Origin of the sequence: Enterobacter cloacae complex sp. P29RS, from assembly GCF_014893445.1 — a bacterium.
In the GTDB taxonomy this organism is placed as follows: Bacteria; Pseudomonadota; Gammaproteobacteria; order Enterobacterales; family Enterobacteriaceae; genus Enterobacter; species Enterobacter intestinihominis.
Genome location: NZ_JADBPZ010000010.1, coordinates 20823 through 38540 on the forward strand (window position 1 = coordinate 20823; position 17718 = coordinate 38540).

At 55.9% G+C, this 17718-nt stretch carries 16 protein-coding genes and 1 tRNA gene; 7 read left to right on the forward strand and 10 right to left on the reverse strand.

Features of this window, described 5'->3' with window-relative positions:
• Window positions 1-82: 82 nt before the first annotated feature.
• The gene (gene mgtE / locus IM282_RS09375; RefSeq protein ID WP_006811337.1) at window positions 83-1519 is read left to right on the forward strand and encodes a magnesium transporter; all 1437 of its coding nucleotides are present in this window, start codon (window positions 83-85) and stop codon (window positions 1517-1519) included.
• On the opposite strand, the gene IM282_RS09380 is transcribed toward mgtE, so the two are convergent.
• Window positions 1482-2777: a SulP family inorganic anion transporter gene (locus tag IM282_RS09380; RefSeq protein ID WP_045308675.1), complete on the reverse strand. Its 1296-nt coding sequence runs from the start codon at window positions 2775-2777 to the stop codon at window positions 1482-1484. The genes mgtE and IM282_RS09380 overlap by 38 nt on opposite strands.
• 187 nt (window positions 2778-2964) lie before the next feature.
• On the opposite strand from IM282_RS09380, the gene mqo reads away from it, so the two are divergent.
• A complete protein-coding gene (mqo, locus tag IM282_RS09385) occupies window positions 2965-4614 on the forward strand; it encodes a malate dehydrogenase (quinone) (RefSeq protein WP_032622479.1) in 1650 nt (549 codons plus the stop codon).
• Window positions 4615-4748: 134 nt separating this feature from the next.
• Here the strand turns inward: mqo and eco are convergent, their stop codons facing one another.
• The gene (gene eco / locus IM282_RS09390; RefSeq protein WP_032622478.1) at window positions 4749-5258 is read right to left on the reverse strand and encodes a serine protease inhibitor ecotin; all 510 of its coding nucleotides are present in this window, start codon (window positions 5256-5258) and stop codon (window positions 4749-4751) included.
• Between the two features lie 202 nt (window positions 5259-5460).
• Between eco and IM282_RS09395 the strand changes: the two genes are divergently transcribed.
• The gene (locus IM282_RS09395; RefSeq protein ID WP_006811332.1) at window positions 5461-5721 is read left to right on the forward strand and encodes a DUF2534 family protein; all 261 of its coding nucleotides are present in this window, start codon (window positions 5461-5463) and stop codon (window positions 5719-5721) included.
• A 66-nt stretch (window positions 5722-5787) separates the two neighbouring features.
• Here IM282_RS09395 and IM282_RS09400 read toward each other — a convergent pair.
• From IM282_RS09400 to IM282_RS09410, 3 genes are all read right to left on the reverse strand, one after another.
• A tRNA-Pro gene (locus IM282_RS09400) sits at window positions 5788-5864 on the reverse strand.
• Window positions 5865-5937: 73 nt separating this feature from the next.
• Complete coding sequence (gene yejM / locus IM282_RS09405; protein ID WP_192970347.1) at window positions 5938-7698, reverse strand: LPS biosynthesis-modulating metalloenzyme YejM; 1761 nt, start codon at window positions 7696-7698, stop codon at window positions 5938-5940.
• 19 nt (window positions 7699-7717) lie between these two features.
• Window positions 7718-7945: a YejL family protein gene (locus IM282_RS09410; protein WP_001135586.1), complete on the reverse strand. Its 228-nt coding sequence runs from the start codon at window positions 7943-7945 to the stop codon at window positions 7718-7720.
• A 134-nt stretch (window positions 7946-8079) separates the two neighbouring features.
• Here IM282_RS09410 and yejK point away from each other — a divergent pair, with 134 nt between their 5' ends.
• Window positions 8080-9087, forward strand: coding sequence for a nucleoid-associated protein YejK (gene yejK, locus IM282_RS09415; protein WP_017693031.1), 1008 nt, complete (start codon window positions 8080-8082; stop codon window positions 9085-9087).
• 51 nt (window positions 9088-9138) lie between these two features.
• On the opposite strand, the gene rplY is transcribed toward yejK, so the two are convergent.
• Together rplY and IM282_RS09425 are read right to left on the reverse strand one after the other, a co-directional pair.
• Window positions 9139-9423, reverse strand: a complete 285-nt coding sequence (rplY, locus tag IM282_RS09420; protein WP_022648733.1) for a 50S ribosomal protein L25 — start codon at window positions 9421-9423, stop codon at window positions 9139-9141.
• Between the two features lie 125 nt (window positions 9424-9548).
• Window positions 9549-11309, reverse strand: a complete 1761-nt coding sequence (locus tag IM282_RS09425) for a DEAD/DEAH box helicase (RefSeq protein ID WP_022648732.1) — start codon at window positions 11307-11309, stop codon at window positions 9549-9551.
• Window positions 11310-11460: 151 nt separating this feature from the next.
• Between IM282_RS09425 and rsuA the strand changes: the two genes are divergently transcribed.
• The 3 genes from rsuA to IM282_RS09440 all read left to right on the forward strand — a co-directional run bounded on the left by rsuA (window position 11461) and on the right by IM282_RS09440 (window position 14004).
• Window positions 11461-12168 (forward strand): 16S rRNA pseudouridine(516) synthase RsuA, encoded by a 708-nt coding sequence (rsuA, locus tag IM282_RS09430; protein ID WP_022648731.1) that lies wholly within the window; start codon window positions 11461-11463, stop codon window positions 12166-12168.
• Between the two features lie 15 nt (window positions 12169-12183).
• Window positions 12184-13383: a Bcr/CflA family multidrug efflux MFS transporter gene (locus IM282_RS09435; protein WP_022648730.1), complete on the forward strand. Its 1200-nt coding sequence runs from the start codon at window positions 12184-12186 to the stop codon at window positions 13381-13383.
• A gap of 276 nt (window positions 13384-13659) precedes the next feature.
• Window positions 13660-14004 (forward strand): YejG family protein, encoded by a 345-nt coding sequence (locus IM282_RS09440; RefSeq protein ID WP_003859372.1) that lies wholly within the window; start codon window positions 13660-13662, stop codon window positions 14002-14004.
• A gap of 3 nt (window positions 14005-14007) precedes the next feature.
• Here IM282_RS09440 and yejF read toward each other — a convergent pair whose 3' ends face one another.
• The 3 genes from yejF to IM282_RS09455 are packed head-to-tail and all read right to left on the reverse strand — an operon-like array spanning window position 14008 to window position 17718.
• On the reverse strand, window positions 14008-15597 hold the full coding sequence (gene yejF, locus IM282_RS09445) for a microcin C ABC transporter ATP-binding protein YejF (protein WP_063147703.1): 1590 nt from the start codon (window positions 15595-15597) through the stop codon (window positions 14008-14010).
• A 1-nt stretch (window position 15598) separates the two neighbouring features.
• Window positions 15599-16624 (reverse strand): microcin C ABC transporter permease, encoded by a 1026-nt coding sequence (locus tag IM282_RS09450; protein WP_192970348.1) that lies wholly within the window; start codon window positions 16622-16624, stop codon window positions 15599-15601.
• Window positions 16624-17718 carry a microcin C ABC transporter permease YejB gene (locus tag IM282_RS09455; protein ID WP_003859369.1) on the reverse strand — a complete coding sequence of 365 codons (1095 nt, stop codon included), beginning with the start codon at window positions 17716-17718 and terminating at the stop codon, window positions 16624-16626. The genes IM282_RS09450 and IM282_RS09455 overlap by 1 nt, the downstream gene beginning before the upstream one ends.

The window sequence follows — 17718 nt, forward strand, 5'->3', positions numbered from 1 at the left end:
TCCATCCCGACCCGCCGTTTATTCTTATTTACATATCCCCGCGCTATGCTTAACGCCAACTCATTTAATGGATTTATGATTGATGTCGGTATTAAAGAAAAACAGCGCCAGGCAGCGTGACCAGGAGCGTGCGCGGCTCATCTGGCTCCTGACGACCGATAAAGCGGTCACGTCAACGTTATTGGGTAAGCTAACCCTGGCTGAGCAATATGATGTCGGCACGCTGGCCGACGATATTGCTGAGGTAGGTGCGCTGGTTGCACATTTACCGCCTCCGGATCTGGCGGACACCCTGGAGGCATTGCCTTCCGAGGAGCGCCACGCCCTGTGGCGGCTGGTGCAGGATCATGAGCGCGGTCAGGTGCTGCTTGAAGCCTCGGAAAACGTCTGGGATGACCTTATCGATGAGATGAGCGATCGGGACATTCTTGACGCCCTGCAAACGCTGGATATCGATGAGCAGATTTACCTCGTTCAGCATCTTCCGCGCAACCTGACCGGACGCCTGCTGGCTTCCCTGCCTGCCGAGGAGCGGGCGCGCGTGCGTCAGGTGATGCACTACGAGAAAAATAGCGTCGGCGCGATCATGGAGTTTGGCGTCATCACCGTGCGTCCGGACGTCACCCTGGGTACGGTGCAGCGCTATCTTCGTCGCTTGGGCAGTATGCCGGACAACACCGATAAACTGTTCGTCACCTCGCGGGATAAGACCCTGCTCGGGGAGCTGGAGCTTAAAACGATCCTGCTGAACAGCACCCAGCAGCGGGTAAGTGAGGTCATGGAAACCGAGCCGATGGTCTTCTCGCCGGAAGACGATGCCGAAAAAGCCGCGCGTACCTTCGAACGTGATGACCTGGTGAGCGCGGCGGTGGTGGATTCGGTGGGCAAGCTGATGGGGCGTCTGACCATTGATGAGATCGTTGACGTGGTCTATGAAGAGACCGATAACGACCTGCGTGCCCTTGGCGGTATCAGTGCCGAAGACGATGTTCATGCCTCCGTCGGCAAGGCCGTCAAAACCCGCTGGGCGTGGCTCGCCATCAATTTATGCACCGCGTTCGTGGCGTCCCGCGTTATTGACGGCTTCGAACATACTATTTCCCAACTGGTGGCCCTGGCGTCGTTGATGCCGATTGTGGCGGGGATCGGCGGGAACACCGGCAACCAGACTATCACCATGATCGTTCGCGCCCTGGCGCTGGAAAACATTCAGCCGGGTAATTTTTCGTGGCTGATTTTCAGGGAGATGGGCGTCGCGCTGATTAACGGCCTTGTCTGGGGCGGCATCATGGGCGGCATTACCTGGTGGCTGTACGATGATATGGCGCTGGGCGGGGTCATGATGCTGGCGATGGTGCTGAACCTGCTGGTGGCGGCGATGATGGGCGTGATTATCCCATTAACGATGACCCGGCTGGGGCGCGACCCCGCGGTGGGGTCGAGCGTGATGATCACCGCCATTACCGATACCGGCGGTTTCTTTATTTTTCTTGGACTGGCGACGATTTTTCTTCTGTAGCCAGCGCTTTTTGCTTCAGCCGGGCAGGGAGGATGAACATCATCACAATCCCGCCCAGCACGCCAATCGCCAGGTTGCCGGTGGAAACCGTTGCCACAACCGTCACCAGCATCACGACGGTTTCAGCCACCGGCGCGTTTTTCAGCGTTCCGGGCTGAACGCTATGCCAGCTAAAGGTCTTGACGGCCACAATGGCCATAATACCCGCCAGTACCGCCATCGGGATTTTGGCCATCACCTCGCTGAGCGCCGTAACCAGCACAAGCAGTACGATACCCGCCGCAAGGGTGGAGATACGGCTTCTGCCTTTCCCCATCTCCACGTTAACGATGGTCTGCCCAATCATCGCGCAGCCCGCAATGCCGCCGTAGAACCCGGCCATAATATTCCCCACGCCCAGACCGATGCTCTCGCGGCGCTTGCTTGAAGGGGTAACGGTCAGTTCATCCACCAGTTTTGCCGTCAGCAAGGATTCCAGCAGGCCAACAAAAGCGATACTTAGCGCGCACGGCCAGATAATGCTCAGGGTTTCCAGATTGAGCGGCACCAGCAGTTGCGTAAAGCCCGGCAAACCGCCGCTCATGGAGCCTTCATCCCCTACCGTTGGCAGGATTTGCCCGCTGGTGACGGTGAACAAAGTCAACAGCACAATGGCAATCAGCGGGGAGGGCACGCTTTTGATATAGCGTGGCACCCACAGCACAATCAGCAGCGTCAGCACGAACAGGCCCACTATCAGCGGGCTTCGGCTCCAGAAATGGGGCACCTGGGCAAAGAAAATCAAAATGCCAAGGGCGTTAACAAACCCGGTCATCACCGACTGGGGAATAAAGCGCATCAGCCGCGCCATTCCCAGCGCGCCGAACAGGATCTGAATCACGCCAGCCATCACCACCGCGGGCAGAATGTACTGTACGCCGTGTTGATGGACCATCGGGCCAATCACCAGCGCGACGGAACCGGCCGCCGCCGTCACCATGGCCGGACGCCCGCCGAGCAGGGAAAGGGCGAAACAGAGCACCACGGAGGCGATAAGGCTCACTTTCGGATCCACGCCCGCGACCACGGAAAACGAAATCACTTCCGGGATCAGCGCCAGCGCGGTAATCACGCCGGCCAGGGTTTCGCGCATCAGACGTTGAGGCGAACGTAAAACGGTGGCGACATGGCCTTCTTGGGGTACAGACGAGTGAGGTAATGACATAACAATTCGCTGGTAGGGGCAGGCTTCCGTGCGCGCGATCACAAAGTGCAGCATCATAGCCAGGAAAATCGTCGGGTGCCAGCCTGTATGCCAAAACCCTACAAACAATCCATCATTAAATTTCACAATTACAATAATTTCGTAACCTTTAAACAATATTTAAAAGTTGCTACCGTGCCACCGCAGCGTGTTTCACCTGTAATTTCTACGCATCAAGCACTATTCAACTAAGGCATAAATGATGAAAAAAATGACTGCCGTGCTCTTTTCTCTGGCCGTGGGGCTGAACGCCGTCTCGCTGGCGGCGAAGGCTGACGCACCAAAAGAGCAGGAAACGGATGTCCTTTTAATTGGTGGCGGCATCATGAGCGCCACGCTGGGCACATATCTTCAGGAATTAGAGCCGAACTGGTCCATGACCATGGTCGAGCGCCTTGATGGCGTGGCGCAGGAAAGCTCTAACGGCTGGAATAACGCCGGGACGGGGCACTCGGCACTTATGGAACTGAACTATACGCCGCAGAAAAAGGACGGTTCCATTAGTATCGAGAAGGCGGTAGAGATCAACGAAGCGTTCCAGATCTCACGTCAGTTCTGGTCTCACCAGGTGAACAGCGGTGTGTTGCACAATCCGCACTCCTTCATCAACACCGTTCCGCACATGAGCTTTGTGTGGGGCGATCAAAACGTCAACTTCCTGCGCGCGCGCTACGCAGCCCTGCAACAGAGCACGCTGTTCCGCGGGATGAAATACTCTGAAGATCACGCTCAAATCAAAGAGTGGGCGCCGCTGGTTATGGAAGGCCGCGATCCGAACCAGAAAGTGGCGGCGACCCGCACTGAAATTGGTACTGACGTTAACTACGGTGAAATCACCCGTCAGCTGGTGGCCTCTCTGAAGAAAAAAGAGAACTTTAACCTGCAACTCAGCTCCGAAGTGCGTGGTTTCAAGCGCAACGCGGATAACAGCTGGAGCGTGACCGTTGCCGATCTGAAAAACAACGAAGCCGAGCATGTGATTAAGGCGAAGTTCGTGTTTATCGGTGCTGGCGGCGCGGCGCTGAAACTGTTGCAGGAGTCCGGTATTCCGGAAGCGGACGACTACGCCGGCTTCCCGGTTGGCGGCCAGTTCCTGGTGTCGGAAAACCCTGAAGTGGTTAACCGTCATCTGGCTAAAGTGTACGGTCAGGCTTCTGTTGGTGCACCACCGATGTCCGTTCCCCATATCGACACCCGTATGCTGGACGGTAAGCGCGTAGTGCTGTTCGGGCCGTTCGCTACATTCTCTACCAAGTTCCTGAAAAACGGTTCCCTTTGGGATCTGCTGAGCGCGACCACGACGTCAAACGTCAAGCCAATGATGGACGTGGGGCTGGATAACTTCGATCTGGTGAAATACCTGATTAGCCAGGTGATGCTCTCTGATGAAGAACGCTTCGAGGCGCTGAAAGAGTACTATCCGCAGGCGAAGAAAGAAGACTGGCGTCTGTGGCAGGCGGGTCAGCGCGTGCAGATCATCAAACGCGATCCGAAAGAGGGCGGCGTGCTGCGTCTGGGTACCGAAGTAGTAAGCGATAAGGATGGCACTATTGCCGCGCTGCTGGGAGCATCCCCGGGGGCGTCTACCGCTGCGCCAATCATGCTACACCTGATGGAAAAAGTGTTTAAGGACAAAGTATCCAGCCCGGAATGGCAGGCGAAGCTGAAAACCATTATTCCATCCTACGGTACGAAGCTGAACGGTAACGTTGACGCCACGGAACAAGAGCTGGAATACACCAGTCGCGTTCTGCAACTGCAATACGTCAAACCGCAGGCTGCGGATGCTGCGCCACAGGCAGAGCTGAAGCCTCAGGCGGAAAACAAGCCGGTTGCGGATATCGCGCTGTAAGGTAAACGCAAAACGGTAACATCCGTTACCGTTTTTCGTGTTTTCTCCCTCTCCCACCGGGAGAGGGTTGGGGTGAGGGCACCAGAACGCACCCTTTCCAGGTCGGGTAAGCGTGAGCGCCACCCGACTTATTTTTAACGAACTACTGCTTGTCCTACCGTCTCATCCGCCTTCCATACGCGATATTTCACATCCACGTTTTCCGGCGTATAAACGACAATCGGCAGCTTGCTGTTATAGCGCAGCAGACTGTTATCACCCAGATAGGCGGTGATAAATTTCTTCTCTTTCTTGCCGTCCGGGCACGCCATCATGGTGGAGACTGGCGAGGTTACTTTGTCGAAGACATAGTAGTCATAACCCCAGCCTTCCAGTGTTTTGCTTTCCAGTTGGCCGCCCAGACGATGCTGGTTGCAGTCCACTTCCAGCGTCTGGCCGATTAACAGCTCGACTTTGAAATTCCCTTCATTCTGCTGAGCCGGGAGCTGAATAACCTGGCGCTTCATCCCTTTGTCCGCTTGCGGATACGGGGCAACTTTTTCCAGCGGCTGCTCTTTTGGGGTTTCGCTGGCGAAAGCGCTGGTGCTCGCGCACGCAGCGGCGATAAGGGCGATGGCAAATTTAGGTGCGTTTTTCACTGTCATTCCTTTTTGTTAAAACGATCCCGAAAAGACTAACATAATGTATGTGAATGGTTGGCGTAATTTACTCACATTTTCATTTTAAACGGAGTAAAGCACTGCTTTTATGCTCTTTTATTGGTGTTTAATGCTGTGGTGGAGTCGGTGCAGAGATCGTGTTATTTTACGCGTTAATTATTGTTATTCATCTGTAAAGGGAGAAGAGATGGTACGGGAAAAACTGAAGACACCTGAAGGCCGCAAGTTCCTGCTGGCGTTACTGGTTGTGTTTATGATTGCTGCTGCATGCGTGGGGCGAGCAACCATTGTCGGCGTGATCGAGCAGTACAACATCCCGCTCTCTGCGTGGACAACCAGCATGTTTGTCCTGCAATCAGCGATGATCTTTGTTTACAGTCTGGTGTTCACCGTCCTGCTGGCGATTCCGCTGGGGATTTTCTTTCTCGGTGGGCGTGAGAAGCACTAAGCATTGTGCATGCGAAGACAGGCAATAAAAAACCAGCCATAAGCGGCTGGTTTTTTTGTGTAGTTTTGGTCGGCACGAGAGGATTTGAACCTCCGACCCCCGACACCCCATGACGGTGCGCTACCAGGCTGCGCTACGTGCCGACGCATAAAAGGAATACTACTCGATTCCTTTTTGATTGCAAGGGGGAAGCAACGCTAACTGATTCATAAATAATCAGTTAGCGATAAAGCGCTTCTCGTCTGTCAGCACCTGCAACAGCAAGCTGAGCTGCGGTTTCTGGTCTTTCAGCTTCTCACCTTCGAGGCTGTACGTCTGGTAATTGCCGTTGCTGTTCAGCACAAGGGACAGCGTCGGCGTGGTCACCACCAGCGTGTTTTCGCCAGCAGCCGTGACCCAGTTATGACGCCGCGTGGCGCTAAAGAGGTCTTGTCCCTGCGAGTATTCAATTGCCGGCGTGCTAACGTGCAGCAGCCGCTGCATTAACGTGGTCATGACGTCTTTATGGTCGGTCAGCATATTGATGCGTTGCGCGGGAGTGCCCGGCCAGTGGATCACCAGCGGGACATGCAGGTTCGGGCGCGACCAGTCCATGCCCTTCGCTTCGTCGCCGAGCGGCACGCCATGCCCCGCCGTGATAATGACGACCGTATTATCCAGCTTGCCCGCGTCGCGCAGGGCGGTCAGCACGCGAGCGATCTGCGCGTCAACATCACCCGCCGCACGGCTATAGCGGCGCGCGAAGCCTTTCTGATTGCTGTCATCAAGATTTGTGCCGTTAAACGCAACCCAGGAGAACCAGCGGTTATCTTCCTGTGCATAGCGCTTCAGCCAGTCTATCCACTGGTCAGCAGTCCGATCGTCAGACTGGCTCTGCGCGGCTGGCAGTGAGAAATCAGACAGCAGCGCCTGGCGGTACAGCGAGCTGTTGAAACCATCAGAGGCGAACAGCCCCAGCTGGTAGCCCTGCTGATTAAGCCCGGTAATCAATGCAGCCGGAATACGGGCCGACAGCACGCCGTCCATATAGCTCGGTGAAATACCGTAGAACAGACCGAAAATACCCGCGTCGGTCGAATTACCGGAACTCATATGCTGAGTGAATACGATGTTGTTCTCAGCGAATTCAGCCAGGGCAGGCATCTGCTTCTCATAGCGAGAATAGTTCAGGCCATCGACGGTAATCAGCAGCACGTTCTGACCGCGCCCCATGTCGCGATATTTCAGATCGCTCAGGGGATACTGCACGCTGACCGCTTCCGGATTACCCTGTTCGACCAGACGATGCTGATACTCCTGCGCGTCCAGCAGACCGTGTTTTTCAAGGAAACGACGTGCCGTCATCGGATAGGAGAGCGGCAGATTCGCACGCTGCATGGTAATAGGGCGGTAGAAGTTCGCATCTGCCCAGATATACATCAGGTGCGAACCGATAAATGAGGCGAAAAAGAGCGCCGCGACGGGCTTCGCATAATGTCGGCGTCGGGTCAGGCTGCGGAGCTTTTGCCAGCTCCACGTCGCAAACAACATTTCGATCAGCAGGATAATCGGCACGCTGATAAACATCAGCTGCCAGTCGCGGGCGGTCTCGTTCTGATCCGGGTTAATCACCAGCTCCCAGACGACAGGATTCAGGTGCAGGTGGAACCGGGTAAAGACTTCGCTGTCGATAAGCAACAGCGTCATGCCCGCCGTCGCAAGAATGGCGGACAGGAAGCGCATCAGCCGCTGCGACATGACGATAAACGTCAGTGGGAACAGGATCAGCAGATAGGTGGCGAAGACCAGAAAGCTAAAGTGACCAACAAGGCTCATCCACGAGTAGATACGCCCGGTTAACGTGGTTGGCCAGTCTGCCACAAACAGATAACGGCAGCCGAGCACCATCGCCAACAGAATGTTGAACAGGGCAAACCAGTGCCCCCAGCTGACCATCTGGGAGACTTTTTCACGGTAGCGCTGACGATTCGTCACCATAAACTGTTGTTCGTTTCCCTTAGTGTGCCTGGTCGTCGCTAACGGATGACTGCAAAGCCTGGGCGAAAGATTTGGCGATCGCCTGACGCTGAGCCGGAGCAACGCTGGTATTGATCAGGTTGGTAACCATATTTCCCAAAACCATCAGGGAGAGATCGGTTGGCGTTTTATGTTTTTCCAGTACGTTGACCAGCTCACTGAGCAGTTGTTCAACGTGTTCGTCACTGTAGCGGGAATGTTGTGGCATAAATCAAAATCAGTTTGTTGAGAGAAGGGCGACATATTACCGTAGCAACAGCTTTTTTTCCCCTTTTTTATCTTCTGTTGCACACATGCGTTGGTGGTGGTTGAATACCGCCCGGTCTAAAAGGAGAGTTTATCATGAGTCTGGAAATCAACCAGATTGCCTTGCACCAGCTTATCAAGCGTGATGAGCAAACCCTTGAAGTGGTGCTACGCGATTCGTTACTGGAACCAACGCCTACCGTTGTCGAGATGATGGCGGAGTTGCATCGCGTCTACAGCGCGAAAAATAAAGCCTATGGCTTGTTCAGCGAAGAGAGCGAGCTGGCGGATAGCCTGCGCCTGCAACGTCAGGGCGAAGAGGATTTCCTGGCATTCAGCCGCGCTGCAACCGGCCGTCTTCGTGACGAACTGGCGAAATATCCCTTCGCCGATGGCGGTATCGTCCTGTTCTGCCACTACCGCTATCTGGCGGTAGAGTATCTGCTGGTCACCGTGCTGAATAATTTAAGCAGCATGCGTGTGAACGAGCAGTTGGATATCAGCTCAACGCACTATCTGGATATCAACCATGCGGATATTGTGGCGCGTATTGATTTAACCGAATGGGAAACCAATCCGGAATCGACGCGCTACCTGACCTTCCTTAAAGGCCGCGTGGGCCGCAAAGTGGCCGATTTCTTTATGGACTTCCTCGGTGCCAGTGAAGGGCTGAACGCCAAAGCGCAGAACAAAGGTCTGCTCCAGGCGGTGGATGACTTTACCGCTGAGGCGCAGCTGGATAAATCTGAGCGTCAGACCGTGCGTCAGCAGGTTTACAGCTACTGTAACGAGCAGTTACAGGCCGGGGAAGAGATTGAGCTGGAGTCGCTGTCCAAAGAGCTGGCGGGCGTCAGCGAAGTCAGCTTCCAGGAATTTACCGCAGAAAAAGGCTATGAGCTGGAAGAGAGCTTCCCGGCGGATCGCAGTACGCTGCGTCAGCTGACGAAATTTGCCGGTAGCGGCGGTGGGTTAACCATTAACTTTGATGCCATGCTGCTCGGGGAACGTATCTTCTGGGATCCGGCGACCGACACGCTGACCATTAAAGGCACGCCGCCGAATCTGCGCGATCAGCTCCAGCGTCGCACCTCAGGCGGTAAGTAGCGGCCATAAAAAAACCCCGCAGAAGCGGGGTTTTTCTCGACAGGTTTGCGATTACGCGCGAACGAAGTCGATGTGAGACAGTTTTGGCTTGAACGGGTGACGCTGAACAGCCTGAACTTTCACTTTTTCTTCTTTACCGCCAACAACGATGGTCAGAACTTCGCTGTAGAATTCAGCTTTGTTCTGCATGTTCCACACTTTGTCGTGATCCAGTTCGATTGCAACTGGAGCAGCTTCGCCACCGTAAACGATAGCCGGGAACTTGTTAGCGTTACGCAGGCGGCGGCTCGCACCCTTACCCTGCACGTTACGTACTTCTGCTTCGATAGTGAACATTGATTTCTCTCTGTATTTAAAACCCTGCTACAGGCGACCCAGCAGCAGGTGAGTGTTCTGCCTCACGGATGTGAAGCGGGCGGCATTTTATACTCAAATGGCTCGCGCATCAACGAAAAGTCCCGTTAACCGCGCAATTCGTTTGCCCGGCGAAAGCGTCCTTCATAGTCAAAGACCTTCTCACGCACCTGCCAGAACTGCCCTTTTTTACGGGCGACAACAAAATCAGGATGGCGCAGCAGCGCCTGCTGGCGCACGATATCGGCAACGGTTATCCAGCGCAGCGGCACGCCGGGCGTGCGGGTATGCGGGCGGATAAAGAGCTGTTCGAACGCGGTGCGCTGGGCGGGCGTCTGGACCCTGAACCGCTCGCTGACGTCTGCGCCGTCCTCGTCGTAATAGGTAATCTTTAGCCACTCGCCTTTTTCATCCGCACCGGGCTGTAAGACCATGCCGGAACAGCGCAGCACCAGCGCATCTTTCAGCTTCAGCGCCGCTTTCAGCATGTCATCCGGGTCGACCAACACCGTGTCACACTCCCGACAGCGGCGGGCAGCGATATCGTTCTCGGCGTTGCACTGCGGGCAGTTTTTGAAGCGGAAGCGGAAATCACACTGTTCGCGATGGCCTTCATCGTCTTCAAACCAGCCCTGACAGCGGCGGCCAAAATGTTCGATCAGCGTGCCGTCGGCGGTAGTTTTGCCCCAGAAAGTGTTGGCAAACCCGCAGGCCGGACAAAACACCTGTACCGGCACGTTGTCGCTCTTGCCTTTTGGCGTGCCCACTTCCGGGGAGTAGAGATCGTGCGGATTACCGGCATAATCGAGGATCAGACAGTCGGTTTTGCCCGGTGCCAGGCGCAGGCCACGGCCGACAATCTGCTGGTACAGGCTGACGGATTCGGTCGGGCGAAGAATTGCAATCAGGTCAACGTGCGGTGCGTCAAACCCGGTGGTTAATACGGAGACATTCACCAGGTAGCGGAACTGCTGGGCTTTGAAAGCCTCAATCAGGCTGTCGCGCTCCGGCCCGGGGGTTTCACCGGTAATTAACGCCGCGTCGTTGGTGGGCAGAAGCCCCGTGATTTCACGCGCGTGTTCGACGGTAGCAGCAAAAATCATCACCCCTTTGCGCGTTTGCGCAAATTCTTCAATCTGGCTGATGATATGCGGCGTGATCCGCTTCTGTTTTTTCAGCTCATGGTTAAGATCCGCCTCGCTGAACAGCCCGTTGCTCTGCGCCTGTAAGCGGCTGAAATCGTACTGCACGACCGGCATATCCAGCCGCTCCGGTGGCGTCAGATAGCCATGCTTGATCATGTAGCGCAGCGGAAGCTCATAGATACAGTCGCGGAACAGGGCCTTTTCATCGCCACGCACCATGCCGTGATAATGAAACTGATAAATCCAGCCCTTGCCCAGACGAAATGGCGTGGCGGTCAGGCCAAGCAGGCGTAAGTGAGGGTTCACCTCTCTCAGATGAGTGAGGATTTGCTGATACTGGCTGTCGTCGTCATCGCTGATGCGGTGACACTCATCGACAATCAGCAGGGAAAACTCGCTGCGAAACAGGTCCAGGTTGCGCGCAACGGACTGTACGCTGCCAAACACCACTTTCCCGTGGCTCTCTTTGCGCTTCAGCCCGGCGGCAAAAATATCGGCCTCCAGGCCGAGCGCGCAATATTTGGCGTGGTTTTGCGCCACCAGCTCTTTTACGTGCGCCAGCACCAGCACGCGCCCGCGAGCCAGGCGCGCCAGTTCGGCAATCACCAGGCTTTTACCGGCTCCGGTCGGGAGCACGATGGCGGCGGGTTCCCGGTGCTTGCGAAACCAGGCGAGGGTGGCATCAACGGCTTCTTGCTGATAGGGGCGTAGTGTGAACGTCATGGCTTCTCTATTCAGTTAACTCGCATATAGTATGCCACGAAACTTTTTCCCTTGAGTGGCGCAACCAGACCATTATACTGAACTGTTTCTGACTGCTTCTTTTTCGGACGCGTAGTCCGACTTCCAGCACCATTAAGGCTAAAAAGATTTCATGCGACTTGATAAGTTTATCGCTCAGCAACTCGGCGTAAGCCGCGCTATTGCCGGGCGTGAAATTCGCGCCAGCCGCGTAACCGTGGACGGCGACATTGTGAAAGACAGCGCTTTTAAACTCCAGCCTGACCACCAGGTGGAGTATGACGGCAACCCGCTGACCCAGCAGAATGGCCCGCGCTACTTCATGCTCAACAAACCGGAAGGTTACGTCTGTTCAACGGACGATCCGGATCACCCGACGGTGCTCTACTTCCTCGACGAACCTGTGGCGCACAAGCTGCATGCAGCAGGGCGTCTGGATATCGATACCACCGGCCTGGTGCTGATGACCGATGACGGTCAGTGGTCGCACCGCATCACCTCCCCGCGCCATCACTGTGAGAAAACCTATCGGGTGACACTTGAGTCGCCGGTCTCGGATGACACGGCAGAGCAATTCGCGAAAGGCGTTCAGCTACATAATGAAAAAGATCTGACCAAACCGGCGGTGCTGGAAGTCATTACCCCAACGGACGTCCGTCTGACCATCAGTGAAGGCCGCTACCACCAGGTGAAACGGATGTTTGCCGCCGTGGGCAACCACGTTGTGGGGCTGCATCGTGAACGTATCGGCGCGATTGAACTCGATCCAGACCTGGCGCCAGGGGAATATCGCCCGCTGACGGAAGAAGAGATTGCCAGCGTCGGGCTGCTTTCACGCTAAATTCAGGAGAACCCTGTGACCACCAGGCCACACTCGTCGTTTAAAATCGTATTTATCCTTGGCCTGTTGGCCATGCTGATGCCGCTGTCTATCGATATGTATCTGCCCGCGCTGCCGGTGATTTCCGCGCAGTTTGGCGTACCGGCAGGCAGCGCACAGATGACGCTCAGCACCTACATTCTTGGTTTTGCGCTCGGCCAGCTCTTTTATGGCCCAATGGCAGACAGCCTGGGGCGCAAACCCGTTATTCTGGGCGGGACGTTGATATTTGCCGCGGCGGCGGTGGCCTGCGCGCTGGCGCAGAGTATCGATCAGCTGATCGTGATGCGTTTCTTCCATGGCCTGGCTGCGGCTGCGGCAAGCGTGGTGATTAACGCGCTGATGCGCGACATCTACCCGAAGGAAGAGTTCTCACGCATGATGTCGTTCGTCATGCTGGTCACAACCATTGCGCCGCTGGTCGCCCCCATGGTGGGCGGGGCGGTGCTGGTGTGGTTCAGCTGGCATGCGATTTTCTGGATCCTGGCGATTGCCGCGCTGCTGGCCTCGGTGATGATCTTCGTCTTTATCGATGAAACGCTGCCGGTCGAGCGCCGTCAGAAGTTTCACGTCCGCACCACGCTTGGCAACTTTGCCTCGCTGTTTCGCCATAAGCGCGTGCTGAGCTATATGCTGGCCAGCGGCTTTAGCTTTGCCGGGATGTTTTCGTTCCTGAGCGCGGGGCCGTTTGTGTACATCGAACTGAACCATGTGTCACCCCAGCACTTTGGTTACTACTTCGCGCTGAATATCGTGTTCCTGTTTGTGATGACCATTATCAACAGCCGCTTTGTCCGGCGGGTCGGGGCGCTGAATATGTTCCGCGCCGGGCTGTGGATCCAGTTCGTGATGGCTATCTGGCTGGTATTGAGCGCGTTGCTGGGCGTCGGTTTTTGGGCGCTGGTGGTGGGCGTAGCGGCGTTTGTTGGCTGCGTCTCGATGGTCTCATCCAACGCGATGGCGGTGATCCTCGACGAATTCCCGCATATGGCGGGCACCGCCTCGTCGCTGGCAGGGACGTTCCGTTTCGGGATTGGCGCGATTGTCGGGGCGCTGCTCTCAATGGCGACGTTTAATACTGCCTGGCCGATGCTGTGGGCGATTGCCCTCTGCGCGACTTGCTCCATCCTCTTCTATCTTTACGCCAGCCGGCCCCGTAAGACGGCGCATAAATGAGCACTTAAGGCCCGAAACGGGCCTTTTTGTTGACCCATATCAACCAACCCTCGGTTCGTTTACCCGGTGTTTGTTTCTTTTATGTAAAATCTATTTATGTAAAAAGTCACATCATTGTATTTAAAAAGGTTGAGTTAGATCGCAGAAACGGGTACATATAGCGCCGACGCGAGCCTGCAACGCCTATAAAATCCGCTAAACAGTGCAGGTTGGTGATGATGTGTTACTATAAATGTAAATAAATTGTGAAGTAAATTTGCTTCCGGGGATCTGAACGTGAATACATTACAACTCTCCATTGTCCATCGCTTGCCCCAGAGCTATCGCTGGTCGACGGGTTTTGCAGGTTCGAAAGTTGAACCGATTCCGCAAAGCGTTGCCGGGGAGGATAATTGTCTGGTGGCGCTCAAGCTGCTTAGCCCGAGCGATGAAAATGCGTGGCCGGTTATGGAACGTCTCAGCCAGGCGCTGACGGACATCGAAGTAGACAGCTCCGTGCTGGAATGCGAAGGTGAGCCGTGCCTGTTTGTTAACAGCCAGGATGAATTTGCTGCGACCTGCCGTCTGAAAAACTTCGGCGTGGCGATTGCCGAACCGTTCTCCGGTCAATATCCTTTCTGAGTGCTAGTCAGCGGACAATAGCTGGCGCGTGTAATCCTGCGCAGGCGCAGTGAATACGCGCTGGCACTCTCCCTGCTCAACGACTTCTCCCTGCCGCAATACCACCACCTGATGGCAAAGTGCACGCACCACCTGTAAATCGTGGCTGATAAAGATATAGGCCAGCCGATGCTTTTCCTGTAGCCCCTTCAGCAGCGCCAGAATTTGCGCCTGCACCGTGCGGTCCAGTGAAGAGGTAGGCTCGTCCAGCACGATCAGCTCCGGTTTCAGGATCAACGCGCGGGCAATCGCTATACGCTGGCGCTGTCCGCCGGAAAACTCAGCCGGATACCGGTGCCGGGTCTCGGGATCTAAACCCACTTCCGCCATCACCCGCTTCACGTCGATTTCACGCTGTTGTGCCGTCAGCGCGGGCTGATGAACGCGCAGGCCCTCTTCAATAATCTGCAATACGCTCAGCCGCGGGTTCAGCGAAGAGTTCGGATCCTGAAAGACCACCTGCATCCGCGGGCGGACGGGCAGCATTTGGCGGCGGCTCAGGTTTTGCAGCGGCATGCCGTCAAAGAGAATGCTTCCCTGCGAGGCGATCAGGCGCAGCAGCGCCAGGCCGGTGGTGCTTTTGCCCGAACCGGATTCGCCCACAAGCCCGAGCGACTCGCCCGGACGCAGAGAGAAGCTCATGTTTTTCAGAACATGATTGTGATCGACCACGCGACGCAAAATGCCTTTGCGGATCGGGAATGACACCGACAGGTCCTCAACCTTCAGCAACGGTGCGCTGTCAGCGTTAAGCGGAACCGGGTCGCCAGAGGGTTCGCTATCGAGCAGGCGCTGTGTATACGGGTGCTGAGGCGCGCTCAGCAGGGCAGTTGCCCTGTTCTGTTCGACGCAGCGGCCATTTTGCATCACGGCCACCGCGTCAGCGAGCTTTTTCACGATGCCCAGGTTATGCGTAATAAACAGCAGGCTCATGTTCAGCTCGTCGCGCAGTTCGCGCAGCAGTTGCAGAATTTGCGCCTGCACCGTGACGTCCAGCGCGGTGGTGGGTTCATCCGCAATCAACAGTTCGGGGCGCGTCAGCAGCGCCATCGCGATCATCACGCGCTGGCGCTCGCCGCCGGAAAGCTGATGCGGGAAATCGTTCAGCCGTTTTGCCGCATTACGAATGCCGGTGCGTTCAAGGCAGTCCAGAATTTCCCCCCGCGCTGCCTCTTTACGCATTCCCCGATGAAGTGACAGCACTTCATAGAGCTGTTTTTCCAGCGTATGCAATGGATTGAGCGACACCATCGGCTCCTGAAAAATCATGGCAATCTTATTGCCACGAATGCCGCGCAGGGTTTGCTCATCAGCGTTCAGCAGGGATTGTCCATGGAACAGAATATCCCCGTGCGGATAGCTGACCGGCGGGGAAGGGAGCAGGCGCAGCACCGACAGCGCCGAAACGCTCTTACCGGAGCCGGATTCCCCGACCAGCGCCAGCGTCTCTCCGCGCTGGATCTGCAACGATAAATCCGTCACCACCGGGCGAGATTCGCCCTGCTTTGAAAACGCAATCGACAGATTTTCTATGCTCAGAAGAGGCCGGGTCATGTCATACCGCCTTGTTGGGATCGAAGGCATCGCGCACGGCTTCGCCAATAAAAATCAGCAGGGAAAGCAGCACAGCCACGGAGAGGAATGCGGCGATGCCCAGCCAGGGGGCCTGGAGGTTGTTTTTGCCCTGCAACAGCAGTTCGCCAAGAGACGGTGAGCCCAGCGGCAAACCGAAACCAAGAAAATCAAGCGACGTCAGGGTGGTAATGGAGCTACACAAAATAAACGGCAGGAAGGTGAGGGTCGCCACCACCGCATTGGGAAGCATGTGACGGAAGATAATTGCGCGATCGCTCACGCCTAATGCCTGCGCGGCGCGAATATAATCGTAATTTCGCGTGCGCAGAAACTCCGCGCGCACCACGCCGACCAGTGCCATCCAGCCGAACAGGACGGTGATGCCTAACAGCCACCAGAAGCCAGGCTGTACTACGCTGGACAGCAGGATAATCAGAAACAGCGTCGGCATACCGGACCAGACTTCAATTACGCGCTGCCCCCACAAATCGATTTTTCCACCGTAATAGCCCTGCACGGCGCCCGCCACGACGCCCATCACGCTGCTAAAGAGCGTCAGAAGCAGCCCAAACAGGAGCGAGATGCGGGTGCCATAGAGGATGCGCGCCAGCACATCGCCGCCGTTGGCGTCCGTTCCCAGCCAGTTCTGCGAGGAAGGCGGGGAAGGGAAGGGGGTGGACGTGGCGTAGTTAATACTGTTCGCGCCAAAGCGAATCGGTGCCCAAAGCGCCCAGCCGTGCTGCGCGATCTGTTCACGTAACCAGGGATCCTGATACTCGGCTGGCGTCGCAAACGGACCGCCAAAATCGCTTTCGCTATAGGTAGTAAGCACCGGCACGTACCAGCGATCTTTGAAATGCACCAGCAGGGGTTTATCGTTGGCAATCAGTTCGGAACACAGACTTAAGGCAAACAGGACGGCGAAGATCCACAGCGACCAGTAGCCGCGACGGTTGTGGCGAAAGCGCGCCCAGCGGGCCTGATTGACGGGGCTTAAACGCGACATTAGCGGCCCTCAAAATCGATACGGGGATCGACCAGCGTATAGCTGATATCGCTGATGATATTCAGCAGCAGGCCGATCAGGGTGAAAATGTACAGTGTGCCAAACATCACCGGGTAATCACGGGAGACGGTGGCCTCATAGCCGAGCAGCCCTAAACCGTTGAGAGAGAACATCACTTCTATCAGCAGAGAGCCGGTAAAAAACATACTGATGAACGTGGCGGGAAAACCGGCAATCACCAGCAGCATGGCGTTACGAAAAACGTGCTTCCACATAATCTGCTTTTCACCGACGCCTTTGGCGCGCGCGGTGACGACGTACTGTTTGCGGATCTCATCAAGAAAGGCGTTTTTGGTCAGCATAGTAAGCGCCGCAAAACCGCCGATAACCGTCGCCAGCACCGGAAGCGTGATGTGCCAGAAGTAATCGGTGATTTTCTGATACCACGGCAACGTGCTGAAATCCGCAGAGACCAGCCCGCGCAGCGGGAAGAGGTCGAAATAACTGCCGCCAGCGAAAAAGACAATCAGCAGCACGGCAAACAGAAACGCCGGGATAGCGTAGCCGATGATAATGAACGTGCTGCTCCAGATATCAAAACGGCTACCGTTGTAGACCGCTTTGCGGATCCCCAGCGGAATGGAGACCAGATAAATAATCAGCGTCCCCCACAGTCCGAGCGTGATGGAAACCGGCAGGCTTTGCTTGATCAGGGTTAGCACCGAGGCGCTGCGAAACAGGCTGTCGCCAAAATCGAAACGGACATAATCCCAGAGCATCCTGAAATAACGCTCGTGCAGCGGCTTGTCAAAACCATAGCGATGGGTGATCTCGGCGATCACCTCCGGATCCAGTCCCCGACCGCCCCGGTAGTGGCTTTCGCTGATATTGCCCACGCCCGTCCGGGCATGGCTGGCCCCCATTCCTTCACCGCCGCCGCCCGGCATGCCGCCAGCGTGACCAAATTCTATGGCCGCAATCGCCTGGTCCACCGGGCCGCCGGGGGCAATCTGCACGATAAAAAAGTTAATGGTAATGATGGCCCATAGCGTCGGGATAACCAGCAGCAGCCTGCGGATAAGATAAGCGCCCAT

Excerpts from the sequence above, each read along its gene's own strand:
- mgtE (WP_006811337.1), top strand. The coding sequence starts at position 83 with ATGTCGGTATTAAAGAAAAACAGCGCCAGGCAGCGTGACCAGGAGCGT.
- IM282_RS09380 (WP_045308675.1), bottom strand. The coding sequence starts at position 2,777 with ATGCTGCACTTTGTGATCGCGCGCACGGAAGCCTGCCCCTACCAGCGA.
- mqo (WP_032622479.1), top strand. The coding sequence starts at position 2,965 with ATGAAAAAAATGACTGCCGTGCTCTTTTCTCTGGCCGTGGGGCTGAAC.
- eco (WP_032622478.1), bottom strand. The coding sequence starts at position 5,258 with ATGACAGTGAAAAACGCACCTAAATTTGCCATCGCCCTTATCGCCGCT.
- IM282_RS09395 (WP_006811332.1), top strand. The coding sequence starts at position 5,461 with ATGGTACGGGAAAAACTGAAGACACCTGAAGGCCGCAAGTTCCTGCTG.
- yejM (WP_192970347.1), bottom strand. The coding sequence starts at position 7,698 with ATGGTGACGAATCGTCAGCGCTACCGTGAAAAAGTCTCCCAGATGGTC.
- IM282_RS09410 (WP_001135586.1), bottom strand. The coding sequence starts at position 7,945 with ATGCCACAACATTCCCGCTACAGTGACGAACACGTTGAACAACTGCTC.
- yejK (WP_017693031.1), top strand. The coding sequence starts at position 8,080 with ATGAGTCTGGAAATCAACCAGATTGCCTTGCACCAGCTTATCAAGCGT.
- rplY (WP_022648733.1), bottom strand. The coding sequence starts at position 9,423 with ATGTTCACTATCGAAGCAGAAGTACGTAACGTGCAGGGTAAGGGTGCG.
- IM282_RS09425 (WP_022648732.1), bottom strand. The coding sequence starts at position 11,309 with ATGACGTTCACACTACGCCCCTATCAGCAAGAAGCCGTTGATGCCACC.
- rsuA (WP_022648731.1), top strand. The coding sequence starts at position 11,461 with ATGCGACTTGATAAGTTTATCGCTCAGCAACTCGGCGTAAGCCGCGCT.
- yejF (WP_063147703.1), bottom strand. The coding sequence starts at position 15,597 with ATGACCCGGCCTCTTCTGAGCATAGAAAATCTGTCGATTGCGTTTTCA.
- IM282_RS09450 (WP_192970348.1), bottom strand. The coding sequence starts at position 16,624 with ATGTCGCGTTTAAGCCCCGTCAATCAGGCCCGCTGGGCGCGCTTTCGC.
- IM282_RS09455 (WP_003859369.1), bottom strand. The coding sequence starts at position 17,718 with ATGGGCGCTTATCTTATCCGCAGGCTGCTGCTGGTTATCCCGACGCTA.